This window comes from Blastococcus saxobsidens (assembly GCF_010682065.1).
GTDB classification, from domain to species: domain Bacteria; phylum Actinomycetota; class Actinomycetes; order Mycobacteriales; family Geodermatophilaceae; genus Blastococcus; species Blastococcus saxobsidens_B.
The window spans coordinates 66,255-78,895 of sequence record NZ_JAAGWG010000013.1 but is presented as its reverse complement, the minus strand read 5'-3'; the positions used below and the strand labels follow the sequence as shown (position 1 = coordinate 78,895).

Here is a 12,641-nt window from a genome sequence, read left to right as displayed (position 1 = left end):
TGGCGGGAGCCGCCTGCGACGGCGGCGCCGCCGGACGGGACCGGAGGCTCCTCCGGTGGTGTCGCGGACTCGCTCAGCGCAGACCGGGGACGGCACCTGGCCGCGGTGCGGTCCGGAGGACCGCAATGTCATGGCTCAGTGATCGCCGCCGCGGAGCTGGCTCACCACGTGGGGGAGCAGCGGGCCGAGCACGGCCAGGCCGTCCTTCACCCCGCCGGTCGAGCCGGGCAGGTTGACGATCAGCGTGCGGCCCGCCGTGCCGGCCAGGCCACGGGACAGCACCGAGGTGAGCACGCCGTTGTCGGCGCCGTAACGGCGGACGGCCTCGGCGATACCGGGCGCCTCGCGCTCGATCACCGCGCGGGTGGCCTCCGGGGTGACGTCGGTCGGGGAGAGCCCCGTGCCGCCGGTGGTGACGACCAGGTCGACGCCGAGGTCCACCGATGCCCGCAGCACCGCCTCGAGCTCGCCGACGTCGTCGGGCCGGACGTGCGGTCCCTCCACGGCGAAGCCGAGCTCCCGCAGACCAGCGGCGAGGGCCTGGCCGCTGCGGTCCTCGTAGACGCCCGCGGAGGCCCGGTTGGACGCGGTCAGGACGACGGCGCGCGCGCCGGCCGGGAGCTCCCTCACCGGAGCCACTCCCCGCTCTTCCCGCCGATCTTGCGCAGCAGCCGGACCTCGGTGATCGAGGCCCGCGGGTCGACCGCCTTGACCATGTCGATCATCGTGAGCCCGGCGACGGTCACCGCGGTGAGCGCCTCCATCTCCACACCGGTCCGGTCGGCGGTGCGGGCGGTGGCGGTGATCTCCACGGCGTCGTCGGCGACCTCGATGTCGACGGTGACGCCGTGCAGCGCGATGGGGTGGCACAGCGGCACGAGGTCGGGCGTGCGCTTGGCCCCGGCGATGCCGGCGATCCGGGCGACGGCGACGGCGTCGCCCTTCGGCACGCCCTTCCCGCGCAGCAGGTCGACGACCGCGGCGCTGACCAGCACCCGGCCCGCGGCGGTCGCCTCCCGTGCGGTCACCTGCTTGGCGCTCACGTCCACCATCCGCGCGGCGCCGCGATCGTCGACGTGGGTCAGGCGCGGTTCGCTCACTGGAGGGCTCCCTCGATCAGCACGACGTCGACCTCGGCGCCGGCGGGCAGTTCGGTGACGTCCTCGGGGACGACGACCAGGCAGTTGGCGCGGGCGAGGTGGGCCACCAGGTGCGACCCGGGGCCGCCGACCTGGGAGACCTGGCCGGCGTCGTAGCGGCCGCGCAGGAACTGGCGACGGCCCGCGGGGGAGCGCAGCGGGCTGGTCAGCCGGGCCGGCGCCCGCAGGCGGTCGGGGAAGGCGTGCCCGAGGGAGCGGCGCAGCGCCGGGCGGACGAACACCTCGAAGGAGACGAAGGCGCTCACCGGGTTGCCGGGCAGGGTGATCACCGGGACGCCGTCGACCGTGCCGGCGCCCTGCGGGCCACCGGGCTGCATCGCCACCTTGCCGAACTCGACGGTGCCCAGGGTCGCGAAGGCGTCCTTGACGACCTCGTACGCGCCGGCGCTCACCCCGCCGCTGGTGACCAGCAGGTCGACTGGACCGTCTCCCCGCCTACCCAGCTCGGCCCGCACCGTGGCGAGGAACTGGTCGACGTCGTCGGGGACGAAGTGCAGCCGCCGGGGGAGGCCGCCGGCCTCCTCCACCGCGGCGGCCAGCAGCACCGAGTTGGACTCGTAGATCTGGCCGCGGGCCAGCGGCTGCCCGGGGGCGACCAGCTCGCTGCCGGTGGACAGGATCAGCACCCGCGGGCGGACCCGGACGCTCAGCTCGCGTACTCCCACGGCCGCCGCCAGGCCGAGCTGGGCGGCGGCCAGGGGTGCGCCGGCGGACAGGGCCACCGTGCCGGCCGCGATGTCCTCACCGGCGGCGCGCAGGTGGCTGCCGATCGGCGGGCGGTCGCGGATCTCGACCACCTCGGTGCCGGCGTCGGTGAGCTCCACCGGGACGACGACGTCGGCGCCCGGCGGCAGCGGGGCGCCGGTCATGATCCGGTGCACCGTGCCGGGCGCCAGGGGGACGACGTCGGTGCGCCCGGCCGGGATGTCCTCGGCCACCGGCAGGCGGACGGGGGACCCGTCGGCGGAGGCCAGCTCCGCCCACCGCCCGGCATAGCCGTCCATCGCCGAGTTGTCGAAGCCCGGCAGCGGCACCTCGGCGACCACGTCGAGGGCCAGCACACGGCCGTGGGCCCCGGCCAGCGCGACCGTCTCCGCGGGCATCGGCGGCAGCAGCGCGTCGACCACCGCCTGGTGTTCCTCGACCGTGCGCACCCGTCCATCCTGGCCGATGGTCACGCGAGCCAGCTCGTCGGCCGCCGGTTACTGTCCCCCGGACGGCACGGTGAGACGGAGGGTGACGTGGCGGAGATCGACCGGATGCTCGAGGCGAACGCGGCCTGGGCGGAGCGCTTCCCCGGCAGCAGGCCGGTGCGCCCGGCCCGCAAGGTCGCCGTCGTGGCCTGCATGGACTCCCGCATCCCGCTGTTCGGTGTGCTGGGCCTGGAGGTCGGCGACGCACACGTCATCCGCAACGCCGGCGGCGTGATCACCGAGGACGTCATCCGGTCGCTGACCCTGAGCCAGCACGCGCTCGGCACGCGCGAGATCGTGCTCGTGCACCACACCGAGTGCGGTCTGCAGTCCACCGACGACGTGAGCTTCGCCGACGCGGTGGAGAAGGCGACCGGCCGGCGCCCGCCGTGGGCGGCCCGCACCTTCACCGACGTCGACGCCGACGTGCGGGAGTCGATGCGGCTGGTGCGCGACTCCCCGTACCTGCTCTCCCACGAGGTGCGCGGCACCGTGTACGACGTCGAGACCGGGCGCCTGCGCGAGGTCACCGAGTTGGACGCCGGCGCCCGCTGACCGGGCCCGGCAGGCGGCACCGCCGCGGCTGGTATCGTGACCGGCTGGCGCGCGCAAGCCGGCTGGTGCCCGCGCGCCGTCCCCTGTCTCCCGTACTCGGTGAGGCGATCCCACCAGCCACCCCGACGACGAGGAGTCGAGCGCCCGTGCGCACGTACACCCCCAAGCCCGGCGAGGTCGCCCGGGCCTGGCACGTCATCGACGCCACCGATGTGGTGCTCGGTCGACTGGCCAGCCAGACCGCGCAGCTGCTGCGCGGCAAGCACAAGCCCCAGTACGCCCCGCACGTGGACGTCGGCGACTTCGTCGTCATCGTCAACGCCGGCAAGGTGGCGCTGACCGGCTCGAAGCGCGACGACAAGGTCGCCTACCGGCACTCCGGTCACCCGGGTGGTCTCAAGACCACGAACGTCGGCGACCAGCTCCGCACGCACCCCGACCGCGTCGTCGAGCGCGCGATCAAGGGCATGCTGCCGCACAACACCCTGGGCCGTCAGATGCTCAAGAAGCTCAAGGTCTACGCCGGCCCGGAGCACCCGCACGCCGCGCAGCAGCCCCAGACCTACGAGATCAAGCAGGTGGCCCAGTGACCAGCGCACTGACCGTGACCGACGCCGACGGGCGTCCGATCCAGACCGTCGGCCGGCGCAAGGAAGCGATCGTCCGCGTCCGCCTCCTCCCCGGCACCGGCGAGTTCAAGCTCAACGGCCGCACCCTGGAGCAGTACTTCCCGAACAAGGTGCACCAGCAGCTCATCCGCGAGCCGTTCGTGACCCTCGAGAAGGCCGAGCAGTACGACGTCGTCGCCCTGCTCAAGGGTGGTGGCGTCACCGGCCAGGCCGGCGCGCTGCGCCTGGCCATCGCCCGGGCCCTCATCGAGATCGAGGCCGAGGACCGTCCGGCCCTCAAGAAGGCCGGCTTCCTCACCCGTGACCCGCGGGTCAAGGAGCGCAAGAAGTACGGGCTCAAGAAGGCCCGCAAGGCGCCTCAGTACTCCAAGCGCTGACCGGGACGGCGTCGTCCATGGGGGGGAGACTCTTCGGGACCGACGGCGTCCGGGGTCGGGCCAACTCCGACCTCACGCCGGAGTTGGCCCTCTCGGTGGCTCGCGCCGCCGCAAGCGTGCTCGCCGACCGCGACGGGACCTCGCGTCCCGTCGCGGTCGTCGGCCGTGATCCCCGTGCCAGCGGGGAGATGCTCGAGGCCGCAGTGGTCGCGGGCCTCACCAGCGCCGGAGCAGAGGTGCTCCTGGCCGGGGTGGTCCCCACCCCGGCGCTGGCCTACCTGACCGGCCGCAGCGACGCCGATCTCGGCGTGATGATCTCGGCCAGTCACAACCCCATGCCGGACAACGGCATCAAGCTCTTCAGCCGCGGTGGGCACAAGCTGCCCGACGCCCTCGAGGCCGCCATCGAGCAGGCCGTGACGTCCGGCTCGTCGGCGGACCATCGCCCGACCGGTGCCGCGATCGGCCGCGTGAGCGCCCTCGCCGACGGTGCCGACGCCTACCTCGAGCACCTGCTCTCGACGGTCGACCAGCCCCTCACCGGGCTCTCGGTGGTCGTCGACGGCGCGCACGGCGCGGCCGCCGGCGCCGCTCCGGAGGTCTACCGGCGCGCGGGTGCCACGGTGCACGCGATCGGCTGCGCTCCCGACGGCTGGAACATCAACGACGGCATCGGCTCGACCCACCTCGGCCCGCTGATCGACGCGGTCCGGGAGCGCGGGGCCGACATCGGCATCGCGCACGACGGTGACGCCGACCGCTGCCTGGCGGTCACGGCCGCCGGTGACGTCGTCGACGGCGACGCCATCCTCGCCATCTGTGCGCTGGCCCTGCACGAGCGCGGCGCCCTCAAGGCCGACACCGTCGTGGCGACGGTGATGAGCAACCTCGGCTTCCACCACACCATGCGGGACGCGGGCATCTCCGTGCACACCACCGCGGTCGGCGACCGGTACGTGCTGGAGGCGCTGCGCGCGGGGGGGCTGAGCCTCGGCGGCGAGCAGAGCGGGCACCTGGTGTTCCTCGAGCACGCCACGACCGGCGACGGTCTGCTCACCGGGCTGGCGCTGCTGTCCAGGATGGCCGCCACCGGCTCCTCGCTGGCGGAGCTGGCCTCCGTGGTGCGCCGGCTGCCGCAGGTGCTGATCAACGTCCCCGTGCAGGACCGGCTCGCCGTCGCCGAGAGCGACGAGGTGGCCGCCGCGGTGAACGCCGTCGAGGCCGAGCTCGGCGAGGCCGGCCGGGTGCTGCTGCGCCCGTCCGGCACCGAGCAGCTCGTGCGGGTCATGGTCGAGGCGCCGACCCAGGACCTGGCCGACGCGGTGGCCCAGCGGCTCGCCGCGGTCGTGGCACGCGCGGGCTGACCGAGCCGGCAGCAGACACCCCCTTGGGGGTCCTCCCGCCTCGGCGGGACCGTCGACCGCGTCCGCCCCGGTACCCTCGGAGCAATGTGCGGCATCGTGGGTTACGTCGGTCCGCAGGGCGCGTTGGACGTCGTCCTGGAGGGCCTTCGCCGGCTGGAGTACCGGGGCTACGACTCCGCGGGCATCGCCGTCCTCTCCGGCGGCGAGCTGAGCACGGCGAAGAAGGCCGGCAAGCTGGCCAACCTGGAGAAGGTCCTCGCCGAAGAACCCCTGCCCGCGGCCACCATCGGCATCGGGCACACGCGGTGGGCCACCCACGGCGGGCCGACCGACCGCAACGCGCACCCGCACGTCTCCGCCGACGGGTCGGTCGCGGTGATCCACAACGGCATCATCGAGAACTTCGCGTCGCTGCGGGCCGAGTGCGAGGCCGCCGGCGTCGAGTTCACCTCCGAGACCGACACGGAGGTCGTCGCCCACCTGCTGGCGGCGGTCTACCAGAGCACGCCGGAGGGCGAGGGACGGCTGGCCGAGGCGCTGCGCCGGGTCTCCCGCCGTCTCGAGGGTGCCTTCACGCTCGTCTGCACGCACGTCGCCGAGCCGGACACGCTCGTCGCCGCCCGCCGCAGCAGCCCGCTGGTCGTGGGCGTCGGCGAGACCGTGGACGGCACCGCCGAGTACTTCCTGGGCTCCGACGTCGCCGCGTTCATCGGGCACACCAAGGAGGCCCGCGAGCTCGGCCAGGACCAGGTGGTCGAGATCGACCGCACCCGGGGGCTGACGGTCACCGGCTTCGACGGCACGCCGGCCGAGCCGACGGCCTACACGGTCGACTGGGACGCCGCCGCCGCCGAGAAGGGCGGCTACGACTGGTTCATGCTCAAGGAGATCGCCGAGCAGCCGCAGGCGATCGCCGACACGCTGCTGGGCCGGCTGGCCGAGGACGGCGAGCTCGTGCTCGACGAGGTGCGCCTGTCGGACCAGGAGCTGCGCGACATCGACAAGATCTTCGTCGTCTCCTGCGGCACCAGCTTCCACGCGGGCCTGATCGCCAAGTACGCGATCGAGCACTGGACGCGGATCCCGGTCGAGGTCGAGGTCGCCAGCGAGTTCCGCTACCGCGACCCGGTGCTGGACCGCTCCACGCTGGTGATCGTCATCAGCCAGTCGGGCGAGACGATGGACACCCTGATGGCGTTGCGCCACGCGAAGGACCAGAAGGCGCGCGTGCTGGCGATCTGCAACGCCAACGGGTCGACCATCCCGCGCGAGTCCGACGCCGTCCTCTACACCCACGCCGGTCCGGAGATCGCCGTCGCCTCGACCAAGGCCTTCCTCGCCCAGGTCGTCGCCTGCTACCTGGTGGGGCTCTTCCTCGCCCAGGTGCGCGGGGTGAAGTACGAGGACGAGATCGCCGCGATCGTCGAGGACCTGCGCGCCCTGCCCGACGCGGTGGCCACCGTGCTGGAGCAGATGGAGCCGGTGCGCGAGCTCGGCCGGTCACTGGCCGACGCCGGCACCATCCTGTTCCTGGGCCGGCACGTCGGGTTCCCGGTGGCGCTGGAGGGGGCCCTCAAGCTCAAGGAGCTGGCCTACATCCACGCCGAGGGCTTCGCCGCCGGCGAGCTCAAGCACGGCCCGATCGCCGTGATCGACCAGGGCACCCCGGTCGTGGTGATCGTGCCGTCGCCACGCAGCCGCAACTCGGTGCACGGCAAGGTCGTCTCCAACATCCAGGAGGTCCGTGCCCGCGGGGCACGGACGATCGTGATCGCCGAGGAGGGCGACGAGGACGTCGTCCCGTACGCCGACCACCTGATCCGGGTGCCGCGCACGCCGACCCTGCTCGCCCCGGTGGTCACCACGGTGCCGCTGCAGGTGCTCGCCTGCGAGATCGCCGACACCCGCGGGTTCGACGTCGACCAGCCCCGCAACCTGGCCAAGAGCGTCACCGTCGAGTGAAGGACCCCGACCTCCTCACCCCTCGCACGCTCGGGGCGAGCCTCTGGTCGGGGCCTTGCGCTCGGAGCGGCGTCGTCGACGATCACCCTGCAGACTGGCCGGGTGATCATCGGGGTCGGGATCGACGTGGTGCCGGTGGAACGGTTCGCGCAGTCGTTGCAGCGCACGCCCGGGCTCCGCGACCGCCTGTTCACCGCCGACGAGCAGCGGACCCCGTCGGGTGCGCCGCGCACGGGGGAGTCGCTGGCCGCCCGGTTCGCCGCCAAGGAGGCACTGGCCAAGGCGCTCGGTGCCCCCGGTGACCTGCACTGGCACGACGCCGAGGTGACCGTGGGCGACCACGGCCGGCCGCACCTGGCGGTGCGCGGCTCGGTCGCCGGCCGGGCGGCCCAGCTGGGCGTCACGTCCTGGCACGTGAGCCTCAGCCACGACGGCGGCATCGCCTCGGCGGTCGTGGTCGCCGAGGGCCTGGCCCGGGAGACGACGTGATCGGCCTGTTCACCGCCGCGGAGGTCCGGGCGGCGGAGGCGCCGCTGCTGGCGGCCCTGCCGGACGGCGCGCTCATGCAGCGAGCGGCGACCGGGCTGGCCACCGTCTGCCTGCGGTTGCTCGGCCGGGCCTCCGGCACCCGGGTGACGCTCCTCGTCGGGGCCGGCGGCAACGGCGGGGACGCACTGTTCGCCGGTGCCTTCCTGGCCCGCCGGGGCGTGCGGGTCACCGCCGTCCTGCTGGCATCCGACCGCACCCACGCCGGCGGCCTCCGCGCGCTGCTGAAGGCCGGTGGCCGCGTGGTGGAACCGTCCGAGGCCGGAGCCCACCTGGACCGGGCAGACCTCGTGCTCGACGGCATCGTCGGGATCGGTGGTTCCGGCGGGCTGCGGCCGGACGCCGCCGCGCTGGTGGACCGCGCCGCGGTCGGGCCGGCGCTGATGGTGGCCGTCGACGTGCCCAGCGGGGTCGCGGCCGACACCGGTGCCGTCGACGGTGCCGCCTTCCCCGCCACGCACACGGTCACCTTCGGCGCGGTCAAGCCGGGCCTCGTGGTCGGCGACGGGCGGGCGCACGCCGGCGAGGTGCACCTGGTGGAGATCGGGCTGGACGAGCACCTGCCGGCCCCCGGCGCGTGGCAGCTGACCGACGCCGACGCCGCCGCGCGGCTGCCGGAACCCGACGCGGGTGACGACAAGTACTCGCAGGGGGTGGTGGGCGTCGTCGCCGGGTCGGCCACCTACCCCGGCGCGGGCGTGCTGTGCACCGGAGCGGCGCTGCGCACCCGTCCGGGGCTGGTCCGGTACGCCGGCACGGCCGCCGACGGCGTCCGGGCCGCCTGGCCCGAGGCGATCGTCACCGACGGGCGGCCCGCGGACGCCGGCCGCGTGCAGGCCTGGGTGGTCGGGCCCGGCATGGGCACCGACGACGACGCCCGCGCGGTGCTGGCCGAGGTGCTCGCCACCGACCTGCCGGTGCTCGTCGACGCCGACGCGCTGACCCTGCTCGCCCGCGAGCCGGAGCTCGTGCGGGGCCGCCGCGCGCCCACGGTGCTCACCCCGCACGACCGCGAGTTCGCCCGGTTCGGCGCCGAGCCGGGCAGCGACCGCATCGGGGCCACGCGCCGGCTGGCCGCAGACCTCGGCGCGATCGTGCTGCTGAAGGGCGACGCGACGGTGGTCGCCGCGCCGGAGGGCACCGCCTTCGTCAACGCGACCGGCACCCCGTGGCTGGCCACCGCGGGCACCGGTGACGTCCTCTCCGGCATCGCGGGTGCCCTGCTGGCCACCGGCCTGCCCTTGGCGGAGGCCGCCGCCGTCGCCGCGCACGTGCACGGCCGTGCCGGGCAGGTGGCCGCCGCGCGCGGGCCCTTCGTCGCCGGGGACCTCGTGCGCCGCCTGCCCGAGACGATCAGCCGGGTGCGCGGGATCCGCCCCGGTGGCCTGCCAGACTCGGGGCCGTGACGAACGGGACCGGGGCGGAGGTGGTCGTCGACCTCGACGCGATCGCGGCGAACACCGCGGTGCTGCGCGAACGGGTCGGCCGGCCGTTGATGGCGGTGGTGAAGGCCGACGGCTACGGCCACGGCCTGGTGCCGTCGGCACGGGCAGCCCTGGCCGGTGGCGCCGACCAGCTGGGTGTCGCGGTGCTGGCCGAGGCGCTGGCGCTGCGCGCGGCCGGCGTGACCGCCCCGCTGCTCGCCTGGCTGAACGGGCCGGGCGCCGACCTCGCCGCCGCGCTGGCCGCCGACGTCGAGGTGTCGGTCAACGCCGGCTGGGGCCTGGCCGAGGTGGTCGCCGCCGCCCGGGAGACCGGCCGCCCGGCGCGGCTGCACCTCTTCGCCGACACCGGGCTGTCCCGGGAGGGCGCCACGATGGCCGACTGGCCCGAGCTGGTGGCGGCCGCTGCCCGGGCCCAGGCCGACGGGGATCTGACCGTCGTCGGGCTGTGGAGCCACATGGCCCATGCCGACGCACCCACCCACCCCACGATCGGGGCGCAGGTGCGGGTGTTCGAGGAGGCGGTCGGCATCGCCCGCGCCGCCGGCCTCACCGACGCCCGCCGGCACCTGGCCAACTCCGCGGCGACCGTGGCGCTGCCGGACACCTGGTTCGACATGGTGCGCCCGGGCGTCGCCGTCTACGGGCTGGACCCGCTGGGCGGGGATGCCGCCGACCACGGCCTGCGACCGGCGATGACCGTGCAGGCCCGCGTCGCGCTGACCAAGCGGGTGCCGGCCGGCGCCGGGGTCTCCTACGGGCACACGTACACCACGCCCGCCGAGACCACCCTCGCCCTCGTGCCCGTCGGCTACGCCGACGGCGTGCCCCGGGCCGGGGGGAACGCCGCCCCGGTGCTGGCGGCCGGCGCGAAGCGGACGATCGCGGGCCGGGTGTGCATGGACCAGTTCGTCCTCGACGTCGGCGACGCGGCCGTCGCCCCGGGGGACCAGGTGGTGCTGTGGGGGCCCGGAGAGGGCGGGGAGCCCACCGCCCAGCAGTGGGCCGACGCCACCGGCACCATCCACTACGAGCTGGTCACCCGGATCGGGGGGCGGTTCACCCGCTGCTACGTCGGGTCCGCGGGGGCCGTCTGATGGCGCGCGACCGCCGGCTCGCGCACAAGCACCCGAGGGCCCACACCGCCGGGGTCGTCGGCGGTCTGCTCGGTCTCGCCGCCGCGGGCACCGCCGCCGGCGTGGCCGTCAGCCGCATCGCGGCGCGACGGCTCCGGGCCGCCGAGCTCGGGCCGGCCGCGGAGCTGCCGGAGAACCTCAGCGAGGGCCAGCTGCGGCAGGTCGACCCGCTGGGCGTCGAGGCCAGGCCCGCCGACCGCACCGCGCTGGTGCAGGCCGACGACGGCGTGGTGCTCGCCGTGGAGGAGATCGGGCCGCGGGATGCGCCGCTGACCGTCGTCTTCGTCCACGGCTACACGCTGTCCATGGGTTCGTGGGCGTTCCAGCGGCGCACCCTGGCCGCGGAGCTGGCCACGGAGAACGGGCACCGGCCCGATGCCAGGCTGGTCTTCTACGACCAGCGGGGGCACGGCGCGTCGGGCCGGGGGACGCCGGAGCACTCGACGATCGACCAGCTCGCCCGCGACCTGCTGGCGGTGCTGGACGCCCGGGCACCGCGCGGACCCGTCGTGCTCGTCGGGCACTCGATGGGCGGCATGACGATCATGGGGCTGGCCGCGCTGCGTCCCGAGCTGTTCGGCAGCCGCGTCGTCGGCGCCGCGCTGGTGTCGACGTCGAGCGGCAACCTGGCCGACCTGGACTTCGGCCTGCCGGAGATGCTCACCCGCGTGCGCGCCGCCGTCCTGCCGGTGGCGGCCTGGACGATGCGGCACCGGCCCGTGTTCGCCGAACGGACCCGGCGGCTGGCGGCAGAGCTGGTGTCCGCGGCGACCCGGTCGCTGTCCTTCGGCCGGGGCGACGTGGACCCGGCCCTGGTGCGCTACGTGGACGCGATGATCGCCGGCACGCCGGTGGACGTGATCGCGGAGTTCTACCCGGCGCTCGCCGGCCTGGACGAGACCGGCTCGTTGGAGCCGCTCCGGGCGGTGCCCACCCTGGTGCTGACCGGCGACCGCGACAAGATGATCCCCAAGGAGCACAGCGACCTGATCGTGGCGGGGCTCGGGGGCGCGGACCAGGACCGGGTCGAGTACGTCGTCGTCCCGGCCGCCGGGCACATGGTGCCCCTGGAGGAGCCCGGCGAGGTGAGCGCGGCGCTCACCGCCCTGCTGCGACGGGTCGCCGCCGAGCGCTCGGCCGGCGCCCGGGGCTGATCGGTTCGGGCACGACCGCCGTCGTTATGGTTCGCGGGTGGCCGCACCCCGTCCGCCCCGGCTCGACGCCGCCGCCGAGGAGGTGGCGCGCACGGCCGCGGCCGCACCCGACTGGTCGTCGCTGGCCCGCTCCGCCGGCGGGTGCCTGGCGTGCCCGGAGCTCGCGGCGGCCCGGCAGCACGTCGTCGTCGGGGACGTGCCGGTCACCGGGCGACCCCGCCTCGTGCTGGTGGGCGAGGCGCCCGGCGCCACGGAGGACGAGACCGGCCGGCCGTTCGTCGGGAAGTCCGGGGCGCTGCTGGACCTGCTGCTCGGTGAGGCCGGGCTCGACCGGGCCGAGGCGGCCGTGCTCAACGTGGTGAAGTGCCGCCCGCCGGGCAACCGGACGCCGAAGGCGCCGGAGGTCGCCCGGTGCAGTGGCTGGCTGCGCCGCCAGCTGGAGCTGCTGGACGCGCCGGTCGTCGTCGCGCTCGGGCTGTCGTCGGCCAAGTGGTTCCTGGGGCCGCGCACCGTCCTGGCCGCGGTCCGCGGGCGCCCGCACGAGGTGGACGGGCGGGCGGTGTGGGCCACCTACCACCCCTCGGCCGCCATCCGGTTCGGCCCGAACGGGGCGCCGCGGGCGGGACTGCTGGCCGATCTGACCGCCGTCGCCACGACGCTGCGAGGGGCCGCGTGAAGCGGGAGCACGTGCTGGCCACCCTCGCCGACACCCATGCCCTCGGGCGGGGGCTGGCCGCCCTGGCCCGGCCCGGTGACCTCGTGGTGCTGGTCGGCCCCCTGGGGGCGGGCAAGACCGCGCTCACCCAGGGCATCGGCGCCGGGCTCGGCGTGCGCGAGCCGGTCACCTCGCCGACGTTCGTCATCGCCCGCGTGCACCGTGACGGCCGGATCCCGCTGGTGCACGTCGACGCCTACCGGCTGGGCGGGCACGCCGACGTCGACGACCTGGACCTGGATGTCACGGTCGCGTCGTCCGTGACCGTGGTCGAGTGGGGACAGGGGCTGGTCGAGCAGCTGGCCGACGAGCACCTCGAGGTGCGGCTGGACCGGCGCGACGACGACGTCCGCACCGCCGTGCTGGTGCCGCACGGGCCGGGCTGGGAGCAACGGCTCGGCTGAGCCG

Annotated in this window: 14 protein-coding genes; 11 read left to right on the top strand and 3 right to left on the bottom strand. The window is 75.3% G+C overall.

Features of this window, described 5'->3' with window-relative positions; all coding sequences use genetic code 11:
- Positions 1 to 135: 135 nt before the first annotated feature.
- From GCU60_RS10635 to moeA, 3 genes are read right to left on the bottom strand one after another with little or no spacing between them, the layout of a single operon-like run.
- Positions 136 to 630, bottom strand: a complete 495-nt coding sequence (locus tag GCU60_RS10635; protein WP_163204971.1) for a molybdenum cofactor synthesis domain-containing protein — start codon at positions 628 to 630, stop codon at positions 136 to 138.
- Positions 627 to 1,100, bottom strand: a complete 474-nt coding sequence (gene moaC, locus GCU60_RS10630) for a cyclic pyranopterin monophosphate synthase MoaC (protein WP_163204969.1) — start codon at positions 1,098 to 1,100, stop codon at positions 627 to 629. Before moaC ends, GCU60_RS10635 begins: the two co-directional genes overlap by 4 nt.
- A complete protein-coding gene (gene moeA, locus GCU60_RS10625) occupies positions 1,097 to 2,338 on the bottom strand; it encodes a molybdopterin molybdotransferase MoeA (protein ID WP_345770527.1) in 1,242 nt (413 codons plus the stop codon). Before moeA ends, moaC begins: the two co-directional genes overlap by 4 nt.
- A gap of 63 nt (positions 2,339 to 2,401) precedes the next feature.
- On the opposite strand from moeA, the gene GCU60_RS10620 reads away from it, so the two are divergent.
- From GCU60_RS10620 to tsaE, 11 genes are all read left to right on the top strand, one after another.
- The gene (locus GCU60_RS10620) at positions 2,402 to 2,908 is read left to right on the top strand and encodes a carbonic anhydrase (protein ID WP_163204967.1); all 507 of its coding nucleotides are present in this window, start codon (positions 2,402 to 2,404) and stop codon (positions 2,906 to 2,908) included.
- 146 nt (positions 2,909 to 3,054) lie between these two features.
- Complete coding sequence (gene rplM, locus GCU60_RS10615; protein WP_163204965.1) at positions 3,055 to 3,498, top strand: 50S ribosomal protein L13; 444 nt, start codon at positions 3,055 to 3,057, stop codon at positions 3,496 to 3,498.
- Positions 3,495 to 3,914, top strand: coding sequence for a 30S ribosomal protein S9 (gene rpsI / locus GCU60_RS10610; protein ID WP_163204963.1), 420 nt, complete (start codon positions 3,495 to 3,497; stop codon positions 3,912 to 3,914). The genes rplM and rpsI overlap by 4 nt, the downstream gene beginning before the upstream one ends.
- A 17-nt stretch (positions 3,915 to 3,931) precedes the next feature.
- The gene (gene glmM, locus GCU60_RS10605; protein ID WP_163204961.1) at positions 3,932 to 5,278 is read left to right on the top strand and encodes a phosphoglucosamine mutase; all 1,347 of its coding nucleotides are present in this window, start codon (positions 3,932 to 3,934) and stop codon (positions 5,276 to 5,278) included.
- Positions 5,279 to 5,362: 84 nt separating this feature from the next.
- Positions 5,363 to 7,240 (top strand): glutamine--fructose-6-phosphate transaminase (isomerizing), encoded by a 1,878-nt coding sequence (glmS, locus tag GCU60_RS10600; protein WP_163204959.1) that lies wholly within the window; start codon positions 5,363 to 5,365, stop codon positions 7,238 to 7,240.
- Positions 7,241 to 7,342: 102 nt separating this feature from the next.
- Entirely contained in the window at positions 7,343 to 7,729 is a 387-nt protein-coding gene (locus GCU60_RS10595) for a holo-ACP synthase (RefSeq protein WP_163204957.1), read from the top strand.
- On the top strand, positions 7,726 to 9,192 hold the full coding sequence (locus tag GCU60_RS10590; protein ID WP_163204954.1) for an NAD(P)H-hydrate dehydratase: 1,467 nt from the start codon (positions 7,726 to 7,728) through the stop codon (positions 9,190 to 9,192). Before GCU60_RS10595 ends, GCU60_RS10590 begins: the two co-directional genes overlap by 4 nt.
- A complete protein-coding gene (gene alr, locus GCU60_RS10585; protein WP_163204952.1) occupies positions 9,189 to 10,325 on the top strand; it encodes an alanine racemase in 1,137 nt (378 codons plus the stop codon). The genes GCU60_RS10590 and alr overlap by 4 nt, the downstream gene beginning before the upstream one ends.
- A complete protein-coding gene (locus GCU60_RS10580; protein WP_163204950.1) occupies positions 10,325 to 11,518 on the top strand; it encodes an alpha/beta fold hydrolase in 1,194 nt (397 codons plus the stop codon). The genes alr and GCU60_RS10580 overlap by 1 nt, the downstream gene beginning before the upstream one ends.
- A gap of 37 nt (positions 11,519 to 11,555) precedes the next feature.
- Positions 11,556 to 12,194: a uracil-DNA glycosylase family protein gene (locus tag GCU60_RS10575; RefSeq protein ID WP_163204948.1), complete on the top strand. Its 639-nt coding sequence runs from the start codon at positions 11,556 to 11,558 to the stop codon at positions 12,192 to 12,194.
- On the top strand, positions 12,191 to 12,637 hold the full coding sequence (gene tsaE / locus GCU60_RS10570) for a tRNA (adenosine(37)-N6)-threonylcarbamoyltransferase complex ATPase subunit type 1 TsaE (protein ID WP_163204946.1): 447 nt from the start codon (positions 12,191 to 12,193) through the stop codon (positions 12,635 to 12,637). Before GCU60_RS10575 ends, tsaE begins: the two co-directional genes overlap by 4 nt.
- Positions 12,638 to 12,641 lie beyond the last annotated feature (4 nt).

Coding starts and splice junctions, on each gene's coding strand:
- glmS (WP_163204959.1), top strand. CDS start 5,363: ATGTGCGGCATCGTGGGTTACGTCGGTCCGCAGGGCGCGTTGGACGTC.
- GCU60_RS10580 (WP_163204950.1), top strand. CDS start 10,325: ATGGCGCGCGACCGCCGGCTCGCGCACAAGCACCCGAGGGCCCACACC.
- glmM (WP_163204961.1), top strand. CDS start 3,932: ATGGGGGGGAGACTCTTCGGGACCGACGGCGTCCGGGGTCGGGCCAAC.